This window comes from Nostocoides veronense (genome assembly GCF_039531185.1).
GTDB classification, from domain to species: Bacteria; Actinomycetota; Actinomycetes; order Actinomycetales; family Dermatophilaceae; genus Nostocoides_A; species Nostocoides_A veronense.
Window position 1 is genome coordinate 1 of the sequence record NZ_BAAAPO010000018.1, and the last position, 19,653, is coordinate 19,653.

Annotated in this window: 21 protein-coding genes; 11 read left to right on the forward strand and 10 right to left on the reverse strand. The window is 69.5% G+C overall.

All coding sequences use genetic code 11. The features are described 5' to 3' along the window. Nucleotides 1-81: 81 nt before the first annotated feature. Entirely contained in the window at nt 82-849 is a 768-nt protein-coding gene (locus ABD225_RS05730) for a M23 family metallopeptidase (protein ID WP_344082383.1), read from the forward strand. Between the two features lie 77 nt (nt 850-926). Here ABD225_RS05730 and pcrA read toward each other — a convergent pair whose 3' ends face one another. Further along, nucleotides 927-3,359, reverse strand: coding sequence for a DNA helicase PcrA (pcrA, locus tag ABD225_RS05735; protein WP_344082385.1), 2,433 nt, complete (start codon nt 3,357-3,359; stop codon nt 927-929). Nucleotides 3,360-3,497: 138 nt separating this feature from the next. Between pcrA and ABD225_RS05740 the strand changes: the two genes are divergently transcribed. The 3 genes from ABD225_RS05740 to arfB are packed head-to-tail and all read left to right on the forward strand — an operon-like array spanning nt 3,498 to nt 5,394. Then, the gene (locus tag ABD225_RS05740; RefSeq protein ID WP_344082387.1) at nt 3,498-4,319 is read left to right on the forward strand and encodes a DUF1028 domain-containing protein; all 822 of its coding nucleotides are present in this window, start codon (nt 3,498-3,500) and stop codon (nt 4,317-4,319) included. A 40-nt stretch (nt 4,320-4,359) separates the two neighbouring features. Further along, entirely contained in the window at nt 4,360-4,926 is a 567-nt protein-coding gene (locus ABD225_RS05745) for a GNAT family N-acetyltransferase (RefSeq protein WP_344082389.1), read from the forward strand. A 21-nt stretch (nt 4,927-4,947) separates the two neighbouring features. Further along, nucleotides 4,948-5,394 carry an alternative ribosome rescue aminoacyl-tRNA hydrolase ArfB gene (gene arfB / locus ABD225_RS05750; RefSeq protein ID WP_344082391.1) on the forward strand — a complete coding sequence of 149 codons (447 nt, stop codon included), beginning with the start codon at nt 4,948-4,950 and terminating at the stop codon, nt 5,392-5,394. 459 nt (nt 5,395-5,853) lie between these two features. On the opposite strand, the gene ABD225_RS05755 is transcribed toward arfB, so the two are convergent. Genes ABD225_RS05755 through ABD225_RS05765 form a run of 3 tightly spaced genes read right to left on the reverse strand, consistent with a single transcriptional unit; the run spans nt 5,854 to nt 7,288 of the window. Continuing rightward, nucleotides 5,854-6,129 carry a transcriptional regulator gene (locus ABD225_RS05755; protein WP_344082393.1) on the reverse strand — a complete coding sequence of 92 codons (276 nt, stop codon included), beginning with the start codon at nt 6,127-6,129 and terminating at the stop codon, nt 5,854-5,856. Continuing rightward, nucleotides 6,126-6,749, reverse strand: coding sequence for a hypothetical protein (locus ABD225_RS05760; protein ID WP_344082395.1), 624 nt, complete (start codon nt 6,747-6,749; stop codon nt 6,126-6,128). The genes ABD225_RS05755 and ABD225_RS05760 overlap by 4 nt, the downstream gene beginning before the upstream one ends. Then, on the reverse strand, nt 6,746-7,288 hold the full coding sequence (locus tag ABD225_RS05765) for a hypothetical protein (RefSeq protein ID WP_344082397.1): 543 nt from the start codon (nt 7,286-7,288) through the stop codon (nt 6,746-6,748). Before ABD225_RS05765 ends, ABD225_RS05760 begins: the two co-directional genes overlap by 4 nt. Before the next feature lie 181 nt (nt 7,289-7,469). Here ABD225_RS05765 and ABD225_RS05770 point away from each other — a divergent pair, with 181 nt between their 5' ends. Both ABD225_RS05770 and ABD225_RS05775 read left to right on the forward strand, forming a co-directional pair. Beyond that, nucleotides 7,470-7,973, forward strand: a complete 504-nt coding sequence (locus tag ABD225_RS05770; RefSeq protein ID WP_344082399.1) for a GNAT family N-acetyltransferase — start codon at nt 7,470-7,472, stop codon at nt 7,971-7,973. A 9-nt stretch (nt 7,974-7,982) separates the two neighbouring features. Beyond that, nucleotides 7,983-8,960 (forward strand): quinone oxidoreductase family protein, encoded by a 978-nt coding sequence (locus ABD225_RS05775; RefSeq protein ID WP_344082401.1) that lies wholly within the window; start codon nt 7,983-7,985, stop codon nt 8,958-8,960. A 144-nt stretch (nt 8,961-9,104) separates the two neighbouring features. Here the strand turns inward: ABD225_RS05775 and ABD225_RS05780 are convergent, their stop codons facing one another. Genes ABD225_RS05780 through ABD225_RS05795 form a run of 4 tightly spaced genes read right to left on the reverse strand, consistent with a single transcriptional unit; the run spans nt 9,105 to nt 12,691 of the window. After that, a complete protein-coding gene (locus tag ABD225_RS05780; RefSeq protein WP_344082403.1) occupies nt 9,105-9,482 on the reverse strand; it encodes a hypothetical protein in 378 nt (125 codons plus the stop codon). Between the two features lie 41 nt (nt 9,483-9,523). Then, nucleotides 9,524-10,729, reverse strand: coding sequence for a glycoside hydrolase family 32 protein (locus ABD225_RS05785; RefSeq protein ID WP_344082405.1), 1,206 nt, complete (start codon nt 10,727-10,729; stop codon nt 9,524-9,526). A gap of 25 nt (nt 10,730-10,754) precedes the next feature. Then, the gene (locus tag ABD225_RS05790; RefSeq protein WP_344082407.1) at nt 10,755-11,447 is read right to left on the reverse strand and encodes a LuxR C-terminal-related transcriptional regulator; all 693 of its coding nucleotides are present in this window, start codon (nt 11,445-11,447) and stop codon (nt 10,755-10,757) included. Beyond that, nucleotides 11,444-12,691, reverse strand: a complete 1,248-nt coding sequence (locus ABD225_RS05795) for an ATP-binding protein (protein WP_344082409.1) — start codon at nt 12,689-12,691, stop codon at nt 11,444-11,446. Before ABD225_RS05795 ends, ABD225_RS05790 begins: the two co-directional genes overlap by 4 nt. 126 nt (nt 12,692-12,817) lie before the next feature. On the opposite strand from ABD225_RS05795, the gene ABD225_RS05800 reads away from it, so the two are divergent. Together ABD225_RS05800 and ABD225_RS05805 are read left to right on the forward strand one after the other, a co-directional pair. Further along, nucleotides 12,818-14,236, forward strand: a complete 1,419-nt coding sequence (locus ABD225_RS05800) for a PspC domain-containing protein (protein WP_344082411.1) — start codon at nt 12,818-12,820, stop codon at nt 14,234-14,236. Next, nucleotides 14,233-14,466, forward strand: coding sequence for a hypothetical protein (locus tag ABD225_RS05805; RefSeq protein WP_344082413.1), 234 nt, complete (start codon nt 14,233-14,235; stop codon nt 14,464-14,466). The genes ABD225_RS05800 and ABD225_RS05805 overlap by 4 nt, the downstream gene beginning before the upstream one ends. Here the strand turns inward: ABD225_RS05805 and ABD225_RS05810 are convergent. After that, nucleotides 14,417-15,148 (reverse strand): NUDIX hydrolase, encoded by a 732-nt coding sequence (locus ABD225_RS05810; RefSeq protein ID WP_344082415.1) that lies wholly within the window; start codon nt 15,146-15,148, stop codon nt 14,417-14,419. The two genes, ABD225_RS05805 and ABD225_RS05810, sit on opposite strands and share 50 nt — an antisense overlap. Then, nucleotides 15,145-16,266: a glycosyltransferase family 4 protein gene (locus ABD225_RS05815; protein ID WP_344082417.1), complete on the reverse strand. Its 1,122-nt coding sequence runs from the start codon at nt 16,264-16,266 to the stop codon at nt 15,145-15,147. The genes ABD225_RS05810 and ABD225_RS05815 overlap by 4 nt, the downstream gene beginning before the upstream one ends. Nucleotides 16,267-16,367: 101 nt before the next feature. Here ABD225_RS05815 and ABD225_RS05820 point away from each other — a divergent pair, with 101 nt between their 5' ends. The 3 genes from ABD225_RS05820 to ABD225_RS05830 all read left to right on the forward strand — a co-directional run bounded on the left by ABD225_RS05820 (nt 16,368) and on the right by ABD225_RS05830 (nt 19,613). Then, nucleotides 16,368-17,192 carry a PIG-L deacetylase family protein gene (locus ABD225_RS05820; protein ID WP_344082419.1) on the forward strand — a complete coding sequence of 275 codons (825 nt, stop codon included), beginning with the start codon at nt 16,368-16,370 and terminating at the stop codon, nt 17,190-17,192. After that, nucleotides 17,189-18,241: a lysylphosphatidylglycerol synthase transmembrane domain-containing protein gene (locus tag ABD225_RS05825; protein WP_344082421.1), complete on the forward strand. Its 1,053-nt coding sequence runs from the start codon at nt 17,189-17,191 to the stop codon at nt 18,239-18,241. The genes ABD225_RS05820 and ABD225_RS05825 overlap by 4 nt, the downstream gene beginning before the upstream one ends. A 379-nt stretch (nt 18,242-18,620) precedes the next feature. Beyond that, nucleotides 18,621-19,613 carry a hypothetical protein gene (locus tag ABD225_RS05830; protein ID WP_344082423.1) on the forward strand — a complete coding sequence of 331 codons (993 nt, stop codon included), beginning with the start codon at nt 18,621-18,623 and terminating at the stop codon, nt 19,611-19,613. Nucleotides 19,614-19,653 lie beyond the last annotated feature (40 nt).

A 19,653-nucleotide genomic window follows, 5' to 3' on the forward strand; every position in this document is an offset into this window, starting at 1 on the left:
AGGGATTTCTCATGCTCCGACCCGCACACAACCCGCTACAACCTCAACCCCATCGGTGGATCCGGGCTAAGGACTTCTTCCATGCGCCGAACCACCGGCAAGCATGCTGTTGCGCGCCCGCGCACCCACGCCCGCGCCCTTGTTCCCGTCGGCGCCGTGGCCCTGGCCGTGAGCCTGTCCGGCTCCGTGGCGGCGGGCAGCGCGACGGCCCACAGCGAGGGCGCGCAGACGCAAGCGATGGCCCTAATCGCCGATCGCGGCGTCGCCGTGGGAGCTGCCGCGCAGCAGATCGCCATCACCCCCGACTTCGCGACGGCTGCCGTCGAGTCGGCCATCGCCACCCGCGAGCAGGGCGCCATGCGGGCCCAGCGCGCCACCCAGGAGCGGGTCGCGCTCGCCAAGCGCAAGGCGGCGGCCAAGGCTGCTGCCGCGGCGAAGGCCAAGCGCATCGCCGCCGCGCACCGCTGGGTCAGTCCGGTGAAGCACCCGAACCTCACTTCCAGCTTCGGCTACCGCTGGGGTCGGCTGCACGCTGGCCTCGACTTCGGCGCGGTCGTCGGCACCTCCCTGCACGCCATGTCCTCCGGCACCGTCACCAAGGCAGGCTGGGGCGGCGGCTATGGGATGAAGGTCGAGATCACCTACTGGGACGGCACCGTCTCCTACTTCGCGCACATGAGCCAGATCAATGTCGCTGAAGGGCAAAAGGTCGCACCGGGCGAGTTCGTCGGCAAGACCGGCAACACCGGCCGCTCGACCGGCCCCCACCTGCACCTGGAGATCCACCCCAAGGGCGGCGACCCCGTGGACCCCAAGCCCTGGCTCGCCAAGCACGGCCTGAAGTTCTGATTACCCGCAAATAGGTCTGAGGTTTGGCACCAATAGTGGGGCCAAAGCTCAGACCTACTTGCCGGTAACTGCGCCGGTCAGAGTTTTTCGAGAGGGGCATAGCGCAGGAGCAGGCGCTTGACGCCGGCGTCGCCGCCGAAGTCGACATGCACCTGGGTGCGGTCGTCGGCGCCATCAATGCGGGTCACGGTGCCGAGGCCGAAGCTGTCGTGGCTGACGCGATCCCCGACTTTCAGCGCGAGCAGCGGCTTGGTGCCCGGCGAGCGCACGCCGGGGCGGGCGGCGAGCCGGGCCAGCGAGGGCGCGCTGGTGCGCTGGCCCAGCGATGAGCCGGTGCGCTCCCAGTCGATCAGCGGGTGCGGGATCTCATCGAGGAAGCGGCTGGGCGGGTTGTACTGCGGTGCGCCCCAAGCAGATCGGACGCTCGCGCGGCTGATGTGCAGGCGTTCGCGGGCGCGGGTGATGCCGACATACGCCAGCCGGCGCTCCTCCTCCAACTCCTTCGGATCGCCGAGGGAGCGCTGGTGCGGGAAGGTGCCATCCTCCATGCCCGTGAGGAAGACGACCGGGAACTCCAGGCCCTTGGCGGTATGCAGGGTCATCAGGGTGACGACTCCCCCGCCGTCCTCAGCGTCCGGGATCTCGTCGGCGTCGGCGACGAGCGAAACCTGCTCGAGGAAGTCGTCGAGGGAGATCACCTCGCCGGTCTCGGCGCGGACCTCATCGAACTCCCGGGCCACGGAGACGAGTTCGTGGAGATTCTCGACGCGCGTCTCGTCTTGTGGGTCTCGGCTGGCGCGCAGCTCGCTCAGATAGCCGGAACGGTCGAGCACCGCCTCCAGCAACTCGGCCACCCCCGCATCATCGTCATCGCGCACCACCCGCAAGGACTCCAACAGCCCGGTGAAGCCCTCGATCGCCGCCACCGAGCGCGTGGCGATGCCCGGCGCGTCGGCGGCGCGCCCGAGGGCGGCGACGAAGGGGATGCGCTCGCGCTCGGCGAGCGCCGAGACGGCTGCCTCGGCGCGATCGCCGATCCCGCGCTTGGGCACATTGAGGATGCGCCGCAGGTTGATCGTGTCCTCGGGATTGGCAAGCACCCGCAAATAGGCCAGGGCGTCCTTGATCTCGCGACGCTCATAGAACCGGGTGCCGCCGACCACCTTGTAGGGCAGCCCGACTCGAACGAAGACCTCCTCGATCGCCCGCGATTGCGCGTTCGTGCGATAGAAGACGGCGACATCCTTGGGCTTGACGTCGTGATCGTCGCCGAGGCTGTCGATGCGCCGAGCGACGAAGGCGGCCTCGTCATGCTCGGAGTCCCCGACATAGCCGACGATTGCCGCGCCATCGCCCGCCTCGGACCACAGCTTCTTGTCACGGCGGCCCTGATTGGTGCTGATGACCGCATTGGCGGCCTTGAGGATGGTCTGGGTCGAGCGGTAATTCTGTTCCAGCAGAATGACTCTGGCGTGGGGGTAGTCCTGCTCGAACTCTTCAATATTGCGGATCGTCGCGCCGCGGAAGGCATAGATCGACTGGTCGGCGTCCCCGACGACCACCAACTCACCGGCGGGCACCGCGTGGGGCGAGCCCTCGGCATACCCACTGCTCCCGGGGCCGCCGACGAGTTCGCGGACCAGGGCGTATTGGGCCTGGTTGGTGTCCTGATATTCGTCGATGAGGATGTGCCGGAAGCGGCGGCGGTAGTGCTCGGCGACATCGGGGAAGGCTTGCAGGATGTTGACCGTGGTCATGATGAGGTCGTCGAAGTCGAGCGCATTGGCCTGGCGTAGCCGGCGCTGATAGGTCGAATAGGCCTCGGCGAGCAGCCGCTCATGGTGGGTGCCGGTCTCCTCGGACCCGACCCGGGCGGCATACGTCTCCTCGTCCACCAATTCGTTCTTGAGGTTGGAGACCTGGTGGCTGAAACTACGCGGGTTGTAGCGCTTGGGGTCCAGATCCATATCGCGCAGGACCAGCGCCATCATGCGCTGGCTGTCGGCGGCGTCATAGATCGAGAAACTCGACTTCAGTCCGACCTTGCCCGCCTCGCGCCGCAGGATTCGCACGCACGCGGAGTGGAAAGTCATGACCCACATCGCCTTCGCGCGCGGCCCCACCAGGCCCTCGACGCGCTCGCGCATCTCGGCGGCGGCCTTGTTGGTGAAGGTGATGGCCAGGATCTGCCCCGGCTGGGCGCCGCGGTGACCAAGCAGGTAGGCGATGCGGTGCGCGAGAACCCGGGTTTTGCCCGAGCCCGCGCCCGCGACGATCAGCAGCGGAGGCCCGTCGTGGACGACCGCCGCGCGCTGCTGCGGGTTGAGCCCCGCGAGCAGCTCCTCCGGGTCCTTCGCGGCGGGTGAGGTATGCCGCCCGCTCCCGCCCGCTCCCGGGTCGCCGGAGGGGTGTGCGCGCGCCGGACCCTCCGCGGTCATCGCCCAGGTCGGGATGCCCGCGGCGTCGACCTCGTCGGACCATCCGCCGGGCATGTCGAACAGGGTGCTCATCGTGTCTCACACCCTATGTCGACCCGCCGACAACCCCTGCCGCCAACGCCGACCGGCAGGCTCGTGTGAGCGACCAGACTCCGGCGAATGTGATCCAGTCCCTCGCCACCGCGCCGGTCCGTCCCTACCGTGGGTTACATGACCTTCTCGATCGTCGCGCGCGAGGGCACGGCCTATGGCGTGGCCGTGGCCAGCAAGTTTCTCGCTGTCGGGTCCGTGGTGCCGGCGGCTCGTTTGGGCACCGGCGCCGTCGCGACGCAAGCCATGGCCCGCGTCGCCTATAAGACGGAGCTGCTCAGCGCTATGACCCGCGGCGCGACCGCCTCCCGCGCCCTGGCCGGCGCCACCGCAGAGGACCTCAAAGCGGGCAGCCGCCAGGTGGGCGTGGTCGGCGCGAAGGAGGCGGCCACTTTCACGGGCTCCGAATGTCACCCGTGGGCGGGCGGGCTGACTGGGTCGGCGGAGGACACGGCATACGCCATCCAGGGCAATCTGCTCACCGGACCCGAGGTCATCGAGGCGATGGAGAGCGCCTATCTCGAGGCGGCGGGTCAGCCGTTCACCCGTCGGCTGGTCGCCGCTCTGCTCGCGGGGGACGCCGCCGGCGGCGACGCCCGAGGCCGCCAGAGTGCTGCCGTGTATGCCGTGGCCCCCCGCGCCGGCTACGACCACAGCGGCATCCTCGCGGACCTGCGAGTCGACGACGATCCGCAGGCGCCGACCGAGCTGGCCCGCATACATCGGCTCCATGAGCTGTATTTCGGTGCGCCAGAAGACGTTCGACCGCTGACTGGCGATCTGGAGCAGGAAGTGCGGACTCGGCTCGACGCCCTCGGCCTCCGCGGCGGGCGCACCGCCGACGACCTCGCCGCGTGGATGGGCCGGGTCAATCTGGAAACTCGACTGACCGCCGACGGCATTGACGCCCGGGTCCTCGAAGAGCTGCGCGCGGCGACGTAAACCCCTGGGCCTTCCCGGGCCGCCCGCCTACCCTCGACGCATGCGCCTGATCCCACCCACAGAGAGCCTGCACCGCAGCTATCTCGACGCCGTCGATGAGTTCGGCGGCGCGCATCGCGATGGCGATGGGCTCTGGCAGTGGATCGACGCCGAGGGCGCGGTGCAGCCGTATGCGCGGGCCGAAATGGAGTCCGACGAGGGTTTCCACGACTTCATCGTCCGGCGCACCGACCCGGATCGTGATCTGCTCCGCGGGTGGGTCCCGTGCACCTTCTTGTGGATGGAGCAGGACGGGGAGTATGTCGGCTCGCTTGCCATCCGCCACGACCTCAATGACTTCCTCGCCGCGGAGGGCGGGCACATCGGCTACAGCGTGCGCCCCTCCGCGCGCCGCCGCGGCCACGCCACCGACGCACTGCGGCAGGCGCTGCCCGTATGCCGTGACCTCGGGCTCAACCGCGTCCTGCTCACCTGCGATGACGACAATCTCGGGTCGGCCACGGTGATCGAGGCCAATGGCGGTGTCCTGACCAAGACCATCCCGGCGCCAAGCAACGGCCAGTTGGTGCGGCATTACTGGATCGACCTCAGCGATGCGCCCGGCTGAGAAGGAGTCAGGGGTCGGGCGATGGATCTGGTGATCGCTCGCGGCCCTGGGGTGCCAAACGGCGTGGTCATCCCGGGCGGCCTTGTCGTGGAACGCTTTTCGCGCTCCCCCGGTCCGGGTGGCCAGTCGGTCAACACCACGGATAGCCGGGTGGAGATCGAGCTCACCCTGGACGCCCTGGACCCGCTGTTGACCGAAACCCAGCGCCGCCGGGTGCGATCGCGCATCCCGGCGCTGGCGGCTGACGGGCGCATCGTTGTCGTCGCGCGCGAACACCGATCCCAGCACCGCAACCGAGTCGCCGCCCGCGAGCGCCTGGCCGAGACGCTGCGCGCCGCCCTTGCTCCCCCGCCCCCGCCTCGCCGCGCGACGAAACCGACCCGCGGTTCCCAGGAGCGCCGGCTGGAAGCCAAGCGCCAGCGCGGCCAGACCAAGGCAACCCGCGCCCGCCCGCCGCGCGACGCCTGAAGTCCCAGATGGCTGAAGTCCCGGGCGCCTCCCCTTTCTCTCCGGATGCCGAAAGTGTGCGCTTGACCCTGCTTGTGCGCAGGGGGCAAGCGCAGACTTCCGGGGGGAACCAGCGCCAACTCCGGGCCGGCACCTGCCGGGTCCCCACCGACTACAGGTATGCCGCCCCCCGCGGCCGGCTGAGCGTGTCGCCGGCGCGGCGGACCACATACCTGTAGCCCGGCGGGCCAGCCTCGGTCGCTGTCGAAGGTCTGGATGACGAGCTGCCCATACCTGACGCCACACTGCTGACATGCCCGTCAGTGCTGCCGACCGTCGTCGATCCCGCACTGCGCGAGCCCGATCCGAGTTTGGCGCGGAAGCCGAGGCCGCACTCGACGTCTTGGCCCTCCTCGATTTGGCCTGGCACGACTGCTATGGAGAGGTGTCGCCACCGGCAGCAGCCCGGGCGTCCCAGCGTTACCCCAGCAGGCTCGCGAGCGTCGCGCGGTAGGCCGCGAAGGCCGCTCGCCCCTGGTCGGTTAGGGCCGCGGTGGTGACCCGTCCGGACTTCTGGGTCACGACATACCCGGCCTCCTCCAGCTTGCGCAGGTGGGTGATCAGATTGCCCGAGGTGAGATCGAGCACCTCTTGCAGCCGAGGGAAGGACAGGCTGTCGGCGGGGCCGAGGGCGGCGAGCGCCACCATGATCCGCAGCCGGACCGGCACGTGGATGACGGGATCGAGCTCGGTCATGTCATGGCCCGGCGCCGCGCCATCAGCAGCCAGCTGGCCGCCACCAGCAAGCCACCACCACCGAGCACGGCGCCGACGAGCACGGCCCCGACCGGCCCGGCAAAGCCCGCTCCCGAGGCGACGAGCACCAACCACGCGCCGAGCGCTGCCATCGGACGCACCCCCCACAGTGCCGCCCCGAAGAGATACATCAGCCCGGTGATGAGCAGCGGCCCGCAGGTGGCGAAGACGCCAATCGCCGGTGGCGGCGCGTCGGCGCGGGCGATGGCGCCGAGGATCGCGAAGTAGCCGACGAACCCGAGCGCCCAGCCCGCGCCATACAGCCCGCCCTGCCACGAGCTCGCGCCAGCGATCCCCGCCGTGGCCTGCTGGGTGCGCCAAGCCGTGACCGCGGCAGCCGCGGCCAGCAGGACGCTGAACAGGATGCCGGAGGCAGCGCCGGGGCCGACGTACGGCTCCTGGCCGCGAACCTGCAGCCAGATGCCGCCCAAGCCGACCAGCAGCGCGACACCCCAGGCGCCCAGCTGTTCGTGCAGGCGGGTGTCAAAGGCCACCCGCACTCGGTCCTCCTGGACCTGCAGGAGCGCGAGCGCCTCGGCCGGATCGAAGTCCTCGCTCACCGACGGCTGCCGAGTATGCAGCCAACCCCGGCCACCAACAGCGCCAGGCCGCCCCCGAGGCCGGCCGCGGTCGGTGCGGGCCACCAGCCGAGGAGTCCGCCGCCGGCGGCGGCGCCACCGATCAGCACGCACGCCATCGCGACCGCCCCCAGAAGCCGGATCCGGAAGGCGCGCATCATGGGCAGGAAGTGCAGACCGACGATCGCCAGCGTGACGCTGGAGAGGTATGCGGGGTGGCCGGCGCGGTTCAGCAGCGCGGCGCTGCCCACGATGGCGATGACTTCGGCCAGGACGGCCCCCCAGTAGATCCCGCGGGCGCGCGGATCGACCGACAGGGTCGGCCGGCCCGGAGTGCGGCGGATATTCAGCGCGGCGAGCGCCGTGACGGTGATCGCGACCAGCGAACCGGCCACGAGCAGGCCCCCGAGTTCGCCACCCTGCTGGCCCCACCCGAACCACATCATCGATGCGCCGGCGAAGATCGCGCCGCAGATCGCCGTGTCCTTCCGGACGGAACCGGCCGATGAAGCGGTGGTCATGGGGGTTTCGGTAGCGAAGGTCGTTCTCATGGAGTGCCTCCCGCGAGATCTGCGCCTGCGACTTTGTGTCACAAACTTTGTGTCACAAACCTTGCCCGACTTTGCGGGGCAAAGTCAAGCGCTGCGGGTCAGAATTTTGCCGGCGCAGCCGCGCGGTCGCCACCCTGCATACGGTTGACATATGACAGAGGTGACCGTCCGCGACGCGGAGCCCGGGGACGTGGCCCAGATCGTGCAATTTGTCCGGGACTTGGCGCTTTTCGAGAAGGAACCGGAGTCGGCACGCGGGAGCGAGGCCGACTTCCGCGCGGCTCTCTTCCCCACGGAGGGGGCCCCCACGGCATACGCCCTGATCGGCGAGATCGACGGTGCGCCAGCGGGAATGGCGCTGTGGTACCTCACCTTTTCGACCTGGGAGGGCCGCCCCGGCATCCACCTGGAGGATCTGTATGTCGATCCCGCCGCCCGCGGGTCCGGCCTGGGTGGGGCGCTGCTGCGGCGGCTCGCGGCGATCTGCATGGAGCGGGACTACCGGCGACTGGAATGGTCGGTGCTGCGCTGGAACACCCCGGCCATCGACTTCTATGACGCCCTCGGCGCCACCCCGCAGGATGACTGGTTGGGATATCGGCTCGATGGCGACGCCCTCACGCGCGTCGGCCACCAGCGACCGCGCGGTGATTAGAGTCGAGGAATGCCACCGACCACGGCCCTGACCGTGCCCCGCCATGGGGCGAGCGATGTTCTGACGACGACCACGATCGACGTGCCGGCGCCGGGCCCCGGGCAGGCCCAGGTCGAGGTCGCGGCGGCCGGGGTCAACTTCATCGATGTCTATCAGCGCCAAGGCGTCTATCCCATCCCCGTGCCCTTCACGCTCGGGCTGGAGGGGGCCGGCGTGGTGGTGGCCGTCGGCGAGGGGGCTGAGGTCGCCGTGGGTGACCGCGTTGCGTGGGCGATGCAACCCGGCAGCGCGGCCGGTCTGGCGAATATCGCTGCGGCGCAACTCGTTCCGGTGCCTGGTGGGCTCGCCCTGTCGGTCGCAGCGGCGGCGATGTTGCAGGGCATGACCGCGCACTATCTCGTGAACTCGACCTATACCGTGCAACCAGGCGATGTCGCGCTGGTGCATGCCGCGGCGGGCGGCGTCGGGCAGTTGCTCGTGCAGCTCATCACCGCCAAAGGTGGGCATGTCATCGCGACAGCCGGCAGCCCGGAGAAGCTCGAGATCGCCCGGCGCCTGGGCGCCGAGACGCTGATCAACTACCGCACCGAGCCGGACCTGGCCGGGGCGGTGCGCCGCGCGACCGGCGGCGCGGGCGTGCACGTCGCGTATGACGGGGTGGGCAAGGACACCTTCGACGCCTCGCTCGCGTCGCTACGGCCGAGGGGCATGCTCGCCCTCTTCGGCGGCGCGTCGGGCCAGGTGCCCCCCTTCGACATCCAGCGCCTCAACGCGGCCGGCTCGGCCTTCCTGACTCGCCCGAGCTTGGCGGCCTACCTGCAGAGCCGGGACGAATTGCTGTGGCGCGCAGGCGAAATCCTCGCGGCGCTGGCCGACGGGTCCGTGGAGTTGGAGATCGGAGGTCGCTGGCCGCTGGCTGAGGCCGCCACGGCATACGACGCCCTCGAAGCCCGCCGTACCACCGGCAAGCTGCTCCTGATCCCCTGACCGCTCGTCGGCGACGTCACTCATTTTTCTCCGGATGCCGGAAGTCTGCGCATAACCCCTGCTCTAAAGCAGCGGCAAGCGCAGACTTCCGGCATCCGGAGAGAATCGTGCAATCCGGGCCCGGGAGACGGTCGGGCGGAGGGGTCAGGCCTCGGCGGAGGAGGTCTCCCAGAGGGCGGCGACGGCGGTGTTGAGGATGCCGAGGACGCCGGCGTAGTCGATCAGGTTGGTGTCGCCGGACCCCTTGCGGGCCTTGGCTGCGGCCATCTCGGCCGTGGCGGCGCAGGCTAGCGCGACGGCGAGCTTGACGCCGATCTTCGCGTGGTTGAGCGAATCGCCTTGCGACTCTTTGATTCCCACGAGCGCGAGCCCGGTCAGAACCTGGAACCGCGCGCCCCACACGACGACCGACAGACCCATCCCGGACTCGACCCGGCGGGCGCGCAGGCTGATCCAGCCACCGACGATGCACGCCATCCCGATGAGGTGGACGAGCACGAGGACATTGGTCAGGATCTCCATGCCCAGCACCCTAGGTCAGCAGCCTGAACGGACCGCGCAGGCTAGGCGGGTGGCGTGACCGATGCCATGTCCACGAGCATCGCGGGAGCGTCGAGGGTCAGCTCCCACGGACTGCCGCCACGCAAGGTCACCGGCGGTCCGACTGGCGAATAGATCTCTGCCACATCGGCATCCACCCAGACTCTCGCGTCGTCCAGCGGGAGGTCGTGCGGGTGCGGACCGGGCACATGCAGCATTCCGGTGGCGCCGGTCACCACCCCCGCCGAGGGCAGAGTATGACGCCCGCTCGCCACCCCTTGCGGCTCGCGACCGCGCGTGAGAACCCCTCGGGCGCCCGCGTCGACCGCACTGCGCACCTCCCCGGCGTGCAGGTTCAGACGCCGCGGCAGCGTGAGGCAGCCAGCAACCGGAACGGATTGATCGTGGCGCTCGTGCGCCTTGATCCAGCCAAAGAGCAACGGCTCGCCATCAGTCGAAACCACCTGCGGCGCATAGAAACTCGGACCAGCGTCGAGCAGTCCCCACGCCTCCCCCGCGAATCCCGGACGCCCATCCGCAGCACGCAAGGCTCCCCGCACCCACACGACCTCGCGCAATTGCTCCTCAAACCAGCAGGACAGCACCAACACCACGGCGCCATCAATCTCCACAACCTGCGGGCACTCCCAGATCTGCGCCGGCGGCAGCGATTCCAGGACGGGATCCGTCGATGTCGCCAGCAGTCCCTCGAACTGCCATGCCATGAAGTCGTCACACGAAAACACCAATGCGGCAGCGCGCCCATCGCTCAGGCCAGCCCCGAGCAAGGCCCACCGCCGGCCCTCCCAGAGGAAGAGGAAGGGGTCGCGCATAATCGCGACGCCAGCATCGGTCGGCGTCTGCGCCACCACGATCGGTTCCGACCAGGTGAGCAGATCCGAGGAGCCCCAGCGCAGGCATACGGTGCTTTGTCCGGAGGAGTCGGCAACGCCCGAATAGACCACGGCCGGCCGATCGAGACCGGAAGCGAAAACCCCTGACCAGCAACCGAACTCATCAGGCCCACCATCCGACGGCCCAAAAGCCACCGGGTGTTCGGTCCACGTCGCCAGGTCCTCGCTGCTGACGTGCCCCCACTGAATCCGGTTGTGAACGGGCGCCTCGGGATTGTGCTGGAAGAAGACGTGCCAACGACCGTCGTGGAAGGTCATGCCATTGGGGTCGTTGAGCCACCCATGAGACGGGCGGATGTGATAGCTCGGCAGCACACGAACCACCCTAATGAACGAGCCCTCAGACGAGCTTGCGACCCATCGCCCAGGTGGTCAGTTCGTGGCGCGAGGACAGCTGCAGTTTCCGCAGCACCGAGGAGACATGGGTCTCGACCGTCTTGATCGAGATGAAGAGCTCCTTGGCGACTTCCTTGTACTGATAGCCGCGGGCGATCAGCCGCATCACTTCTCGTTCACGCTGCGAGAGGCGGTCAAGTTCCTCGTCCACCTCGGCGATCTCCCCCGCGGAGGCGCCGAAGGCATCGAGCACGAAGCCCGCGAGCCGCGGCGAAAAGACGGCGTCCCCATCGGCCACGCGCCGGATCGCCGTCGCCAGATCCGTGCCGGTGATCGACTTCGTGACATAGCCGCGCGCGCCCGCACGGATCACCGCGATGACATCATCGGCGGCATCCGAGACTGAGAGCGCGAGGAACCGAATCGGTTGTCCCGCAAGCGATTCCTGCGCAACACAGCCCTGCAGGACGTCGACACCGCCCCGTCCGTTGCCACCGGGCAGGTGCACATCGAGCAGCACGACATCCGGCTGAGTCGCGCGAACGATCTTGATGGCGTCATCGACATTGGGCGCCTCGCCGACGATGTCCAAGCGGCCGGGAGCGACCTCGGTCAGTTCAGCCTTGACCCCCGTCCGGAACATCTTGTGGTCATCGACGATAACGACGCGCACAGGCGCCGGTGCTGGGGTGGTCATGCTTTGTCTCCGGGGGTCGGGGTCGGCAGGGTCAAGGTCCATTCGGTGCCGGGATCGAGGCGGCGCACCGTCGCGCTGCCGCCGGCACGCGTCATACGGCCGATGATCGACTCGCGGACGCCGAGCCGGTCATCGGGAATGTTCTCGGGGTCCAGACCGGGGCCGTGGTCGCGGATGAATGCTTCGATGCCGGTGGGCGCGGCCTCGACATAGACCGCGACCGGCGGTTCCCCATGGCGCACAGCATTATTCAGCGCCTCGCGCAGTGCGCGCACGAGTGCGTGCGAGCGCTCGTCCATCTCGGCTTCGCCGGTGACCACGACATCGATGGGTATGCCGTGCGCCATCTCGATCTCGTCCGCCACCGCGCCGATCGCCGCCTCCAGCGAGGTCTCGGCGTCGATATCCCCGCCATAGAGATACGAGCGCAGCTCGCGCTCCTGGACGCGCGCGAGCGTCGCCACGCGGCTCGGATCGGTGGCCTGACGCTGGATCAGCGCCAGGGTCTGCAGCACCGAATCGTGCAGGTGCGCCGCGATATCGGCCCGCTCGTCGGCCCGGGCTTTCGCGCTTTGCGCGGCTCCGTGATCGCTCCACAAGCGCACGACGAGCGGCGCCAGCAACAAGACGAGACCGAGGAGCACGACCACGGTCGCGACCGCGATATCTGAGGCCTGACCGATCGACTGCCCCCGACTGAGGAGCACGATCGTCCCGATCGCGATGGCCACGGCCCCGACGCCGAGCCGCGCAATGGCCGGCCAGCCGGACCGGCGCCCAAGCCACCGATTGCGTTGTGCCGCATCGGCACTCGTTAGGCCAATGACCGCGACCGCGCCGATTGCGACAACCGGGATGACCAAACTTAATCGCGGCCCGATGCTCTTGGCGAGCCCCGCGAGAAGCCCGAGCACGACCAGGCCCAGCCCGATGATCACGATCGCCCGCGTGCGTAACGCTCCCCCGGCCTCGGCCGGCGCCGGAACATCCACGGGCGGCGCCGCCGGGTCAATGGTGGTGCTCGCCTCCGCCTGCGGCGTCAGCGCCCACAGCAGGACGTAGCCAACGAATCCCGGCCCGGCCAGCGCCAGCAGCGCCATCCCCGCCCGCACCCACAGAACCGGCAGCCGGAGATGCTCGGCGAGCCCTCCGCATACCCCGGCCACCCAGCGCTCACCGGTGGGCCGCGTCATCCGCGGCCGCAGGGGCGCGACGCCGGCAGCGGGCGCGTAGGGGACGGTCATACGGTCAAGTCTTGCCCATCAATCACCGGTCCGGCACGCATCAGCCCCCCTTTCGGGGTCGACCTCAGGGATCGCCCAGGGTCGGGCCGCATAGCGACGCGCGGCCGCGTGGCAGAGTCTGGAGTGATGACCACCACGCCACCCGCGTCGTCGCGGCCCAGCGACACGCAACGAGTGCTGGCCGACCTCGAAGCATCCATCGACCGGCTCGGGCTGCGGCGCACCGATGAGACCTGGGTCGCCGGCGTCTGCGATGGCGTCGCCGTGCGCCTCGGGATCGATCCGGTCGTCGTGCGCGTCGGGTTCATCGTCCTGACGCTTTTCGGGGGGCTCGGTGTCGCCGCGTATGCCGTGCTCTGGCTGACCCTGCCCGCCCCGGATGGCGTCAGCATCCTGCGGCGGATCAGCGATGGCCCGGGGCCAATCGTCGCCCTGGGCGCGATCGCGGGCACCGCGTTGGGGGCGCTGATTCTCACGGGCGTCTATTTCGGTTCCAGCAGTTGGGGTTTCGGGCAGTTGGTGCTCGTGCTGGGCGCGGGTGTGGTTGCCTATGCGCTGATGCGTCGGGGGCATTCGTCGTCCGGACCGGCCCCCGTGGGTCAACCCCCGACCACTGCCCAGGAAGTTGCTCCAGAACCCCTTCTCGCCCCGCCACCGGCAACGCCGATGCTTGCACCGGACCTCCAGCACGCCGCGGCCTTTGATGACGTCTGGCCGTCCGCCGCGGGCCCCACGGCAACCGCCATACCGCTCGCCTCGACGGCGATTGCGCCCTCCTCCTGGGCGGCGCCCGCGCCCACCGCCGCGAGGTCGGGTCCGCCGGTGAGCGAGGCTGGCGCCTTCCCCGAGACTGGCCACCCGTCATACACCGAGCAGGCCACGATCCCACGGCCTACCACTCCGCGTCGCCCGACGCGGCTGCGCCGCCGTCGCCTCAGCCCATATGTCGCGCTGAGCTTGACCGGCTTGGCGCTGGCGATCATCACCACCGGCGCCCTGTTGACCGATGCCGAGGGCTGGGCCGGACATGGCGTGACGATCGGTTTCGCGGCGGCGCTCGGCGTCGTCGCGCTGATCCTGGTCGTCGCGGGGGCCACCGGCCGGCGCGGTGGACTCAGCACTCTCCTCGCGCTCCTCCTGGCGCTGGGCACCGGAGCGAGCGCGGTCGCGGCGGATCCGATGTGGTCGGGGGGTGTCGGTGACCGGTATTGGTCGCTCGCCGCACCCCAACCCAGCGACGGCTTCCGTCTCGGGGTCGGCGGCGCAACCCTCGACCTCGGAGACCTGGCCCGCACCTCCACCGACAAGGCCCCGCTGCATGTCCCAGTCCGCATCGGCGTGGGCGAGGTGCGGATTCTCCTGCCCGCTGACGCGACAGTGCGCGTCATCGCGAACATCTCGGCCGGCAATGTCTACCGCGCCGATTCCGTGGACCAGGCGACCCCGCTGCACTACGACCAGACCTTTGGCTCCGGGACCCCGGACGTCACGGTCGACATCAGGATGCACGTCGGGGACGTGCGGATCGAGGGGGGCGCGTCATGAGCACCGACCCCTCAACGACGCAGCGCTATCGCACCGGCCCGGCCATCGGGACCGTCCTGCTTGGCCTCAGCCTCCTGGCCCTCGCCGGCGTCACCTTGTGGGCGCAGCTAGGCCACGGATCCATCGCCTATGCCGTCGCCGCGCCGTATGCGCTCGTCGGCGCCGGCCTGGTGTTGGCGGCTATTGGCGCTCTCGCGGCCATCGCCCGTCGGCGGCCGCCCGCCAGCTGAGCCATTGCCCACCGCGCAGCAGGGGCGCCCGCTCCTCCTCGGCCAGGGTGCTGTCGGCGATCCAGGCGCACTCGGCCGTCGTTCCGCCCGCATCGTGCACCACGAGTGGGCCGGGATGCGGGACCGTCGCGGCATATACCAGCCGCACGACCTGGTAGTCCTCCCACTCCCCCGACGGCGCCTGCCCGATCCAGTGCGAGGTGACGACATCGAGCAGGTGAATCTCGCCGAGATGCTGCCCGGTCTCCTCCCACACCTCGCGGCGCACGGCCACCGACGGATCCTCGCCACGGTCGATGCCGCCGCCGGGCAAGGTCCATCGTCCGGCCGCTCCTCGCACCGATGGCGCCAACCGCGTCAGCAGCGTCTCGTCACCGCGAGGAATCACGGCATACGCCGCAATCCGTTGCACGACAATGGGTTCCACCCCGTCGGGCAGGATCTCGCCGGTCGCCGTCGGCGCCCAGGTCGTATGCCGATCGCCCCCGTCCACCTCGGCGACCACCGCGAGCCGGATGGTCACCCCATCGCTGCCGGGTGGGGTGAAAGCGTGGGTCACGCCGGTCAGATTCCACCCGCGGGCTTGCAATTGCTCGCTCGGGTCGGCGCCGTGGGGCAGGACGAAGGACGCGACGGTATCGCCGGTGAGCGTCACCCCCTCGATGCGAATGTCCCTAGTCATCGGCTCGCACCTGCCCGTTCGTATTCGGCGATCGCCTTCTCCAACACGGCGGTCCATGTCTGCTCCGGCGCCACGGTGAGATTGTGAGCCCGGATTCGCTCGCGCAGGTCTTCGTCGGCGACCAGCTTGCGTCCCGCGGCCACCAGGCCGGCATCGTCCCTCGCGAGCAGCCCGTTCACGCCATCGATCACGAAGTCGGCAACTCCGGAGGTGGACATCGCGACCACCGGCAGCCCGGCGGTGCGCGCCTCCAAGGCCGCGATGCCGAAAGCCTCCATCCGGGTCGGCGCGAGGTAAATGCCGCCCGCGAGATAAGCGTCGGCGAGGTCCGCGCGTGCGACCCGCCCGGGCAGATCGAGCCAGGTGCGGTGGCGGCGGTGGATCGCCCGCGTCATACCCAGCAACGGGCCGTCGCCGAAGACGGTGGCACGGGTGCGCGCGGGGTCCGCGGCGTGGATCTCGCCGAGCATGCCCACCAACGCTGGGACACGCTTGCGGGGCGCGAACCGCAGGGCGCTCATCAGCCGCACCTGATCGCGAGGTCCTGGCACGACGGCCTCGGGAGCCCAGCGACTCGGATCGATGCCATTGGGAAGCACCGCAACCTTAGCCCCGTGGTCCGCCGCTGCCTCGACGAGCCCGGCTGCCATCTTCGATACGGCCGACAAGGCCGCTCCCCGCTGGGCCCAGCCCGCGATACGTCCGAGCCGGCGCTGGGCCAGGACCGCCGAACGGCCCAACACACAATGCCAGGTGATCGCCGTCGGCAGGCCGAGCTCGAGCGCGAGCTCAGTCAGGTCGGCGGCAAAGGGGGAGATGACACCCATATGGACATGAGCGACATCGAATTTCGCCAGTTCATCGCGAATCAGCCTGGGCGCCAACGGATTCACCGGCAAGTCGAAGGGCAGCGGCACCGTGACCCGGTGCACGATGGCGCCCTCGTCCTCGCTGACGGCAATATTGCGCAGCCCGTGACCCGCGCCCTCGGCCGGCGTCGCGGTATAGACGTGCACCTCATGGCCAGCCCCCGCGAGCGCGCGCCCGAGGTCCCGCACCTGCGTCTCGATCCCGCCAAGGCGCGGCGGATAGCAGTCGGAGAGCAGGGCGATCTTCATAGCCTGCCCAGCCTGCCACGTCCCCCCGCATGTCCCGGGCCACGAACCGTGCTGCGGTGTCGCTCGGTCGCGGACCGGGCGGCATACGGGAGGATGGAGCGATGAGCACGCGCCGACGCACCGTGGTCGCCGTGCACGCACATCCCGACGACGAGGCGCTGCTGACCGCGGGGACGATGGCCAAGGCCGCTGCGGAGGGGCATCGGGTGGTGCTGGTGCTGGCGACGAATGGCGATCTCGGGCTGACCGATTCGGCCACCGGCACGGGCGATCTCGGTGCACACCGGCTCGACGAGGCGCACGCCAGCGCCCGGGCCCTTGGGGTCTCGCGCGTCGAGTGGCTCGGCTATGCCGACTCCGGCATGGGGCCGGAGCTGTATGCCGATCCGCCGGGTCTCGTGCGCTTCGTGCGAGTTCCGTTGGCGCAGAGCGCTCTCCGGCTCGCCGAGGTGTTGCGGGAGGAGTCCGCGGATGTGGTGCTGTCGTATGACGCCCGCGGCGGCTACGGGCACCGCGATCACGTGCGGGTTCACGACATGACGGCGATGGCGGCCGAACTGGCGGGCACCCCGCGCCTGTTGGAAGCCACCATCCCCCGGGACCTTTTGGCCGCCGCCGTCCGGCTCTCGGCCAAGGTCTATCCCTATCCGCCCGAGTTCGATATGGACGCCTTCTGCTCGGCCTTCAGCGCCCGGCGGGAGATCACGCACCGGATCGATGTGCTGCGGTATGCCGCCGCGAAGCGCGCCTCGATGCGGGCCCACGCGTCTCAGGCCCGCTCGGACGGCGGGGACCGCACGCTGGCGGCCTTCCTGCGGATCCCGCGACCGGCATACGACCTGATCTTCGGGCGCGAATGGTTCCGCGACCCGGCTCACCCGGCCGGGGCACGGGTGGCGCGCGACATCTTTGCGGGGCTGCCATGAACCTGGTCACGCTGTCGGGGCGCAAGCTTGCCCAGCTGCTCCTGGGTTTCGCGCTCTGCGCTGTGCTGCTGATCTGGGGATTGCCGAAGTTTGGGCAGACCACGTGGCGCGAGGTCGGCCACGTCCTCGGCACGGTCTCGCTCGGTCAGTCGGCGGCCTTCCTGGGTCTGGTGCTGCTCGGCCTGTGGAGCTACACCTTCACGCTCGCGGCCTCGCTGCCCGGACTGAGCCATCTGCGGGCATTCATCGTGAACATCTGCGGCTCGTCGGTGAGCAATCTGCTGCCCGGCGGCGGCGCGGTCGGCCTCGCGGCGACCTTGGCGATCTGCCGCTCGTGGGGCTTCCGCAAGCGCGATGTCTCCACATCGGCGATCGTCACCGGCGTCTGGAACACGCTGGCCCGAATTGCCTTGCCGCTCATCGCGATTGTGACGCTCTCGATGGGGCGCTCGTCGCTGCCGTCGCTGATGCGCGATGCCGCGATCGCCGCCGTCGTCAGCGGCGTGGCGATCGTGGCAATCTTCGTAGCGGCGGTGCGCTCCGAGGAAGCGTCGCGTCGCGTCGGGCGCACGCTGGACCGCCTACTGCGGCCGCTGTTCAAGCGGACCAAGCGCACGATGACGATCGACGCGTTGGTGGCCGACCTGCGCCACCGCATTCTCGATATCGTCCGCAGCGGCTGGCTGCCGATGACCCTGGGGCTAGTGGGCTACTTCGGCTTCTACTACCTCGCGTTCCTCGCGATCATGCGCACCACGGGCGTCGACCTCTATCACGGCGAGCTCTTCGCGGCCTTCGCCATCGGACGCCTGCTAACCGCCGTCGGCGTCACCCCCGGCGGCCTCGGCGTCACCGAGGCCGGCACCGTGGCCGCCCTCGTCGCCTGGGGTGCCGTCCCCGCCGAAGCCACCGCGGGGGTCGTCCTGTTTTCGATCTTCACGCACTTGATGGAAGTCCCCCTCGGCGCCCTTGGCTGGCTCGCGTGGACCGCCTTGCCCAAGACCCCGCTAGAAACCGACGACTCCGACGCCCCCGACGAGCGCCCCTAAATATCGCCCTACCGCCTAGTACTGGCCGCGATCGCGACCAATACCAGGCGGTAGCGCAGTCGATAGCGGCCGTTGACCGACGCCCCCGACGAGCGCCCCTAACCATCGACCTACCGCCTAGGACTAGCCGTGATCGCGACCAATACCAGGCGGTAGCGCAGTCGATAGCGGCCGTTGACCGACGCCCCCGACGAGCGCCCCTAAATATCGCCCTACCGCCTGGTATTGGTCGCGATCGCGACCGATACCAGGCGGTAGCGCGGTCGATAGCCGGGGTCGCTACCGGCGGTTATCCACATGCCGCAGGGGTCCAGATCGCTCGATCCACAGATTTTCTAGGGACCTGGCGGCGGCGCGTGGCGCCGCACAGGCTTCTGGCATGAAGCAAACATGGCCCGAGCCCCTCATGACCGTGCTCCGTCGTCAGGATGGCGTTGCCAGGCAAGGTCAGTTGATCGCCGGTGGCGTGTCGCGCTCGGAGGTGCGGTGGAATGGCGGGCGGGGCTGGCGAGAGCTCCTCCCGAATGTCTTTCTCGTCAGTCGCGAGACGCCAACCCTGCGCCAACGTCTCATCGCGCTGCAATTGTGGGCTGGGCCGACCAGCGCCCTCGATGGGCTCACCGGCGCGCGCTGGCACGGGATACGTGCGGCCGAGCCGGGTGGCATCCTGCATAGCGTCGTGGAGCCCCCGAGGGCAGCCCGGCGCACCAGCTATGCCCGCCTGCGGCGAAGCATCCTGCACGACGAAAATGTCGTGGAGGCGGGGGTTCTGCGGGTGTCATCGCCCGCCCGCGCCTGCATCGATGCCGCCTTCAGCACTCCCACTCGTCAGGGACGGGAGGCCCTTCTCATCGAGGCCGTCCAGCGGGGGATCACGACCATCGATGACCTCGCCGAATGGATGCTGCGCCTGCGAACTCGCGACGCGCATCGGATCATTCCGGCGCTCGATGCCGCGGCATCGGGAGCCTGGTCGGTGCCCGAGCGAGAGCTTCTGCACCGGCTCGATGGACACCCCTTGCTCCCTCCTGCGTGGGCGAATCCCATCCTGGGGGAAGCACAGTCAGGCCTTCATCTGGTGTCCCCCGACATCTGGTTCGACGATGTCGCGATGGCCGTCATGGTGCACTCCGAGGCATACCACCGCGGTGCCTTGTGGGACGCCACCGTCTCCCGCGACGGTGACCTCACCGCCGTGGGAATAGTTGTCGTGGGAGTAACGCCCCACGCGATTCGGCACAAGCCGGAAACGGTCCTCGCCCGAATCGTCAAGACGTATGCGGCCGCCGCTCGTCGGCCCCGCCCCGCGGTCGTGGCTAGACGACGATTTGAAGCCACCGGCGACGAAGGTGGTCTCGAACAGCGGGCCTAGCGAGGCGGCCTACCTCGGGAACTATCGACTGCGCTACCGC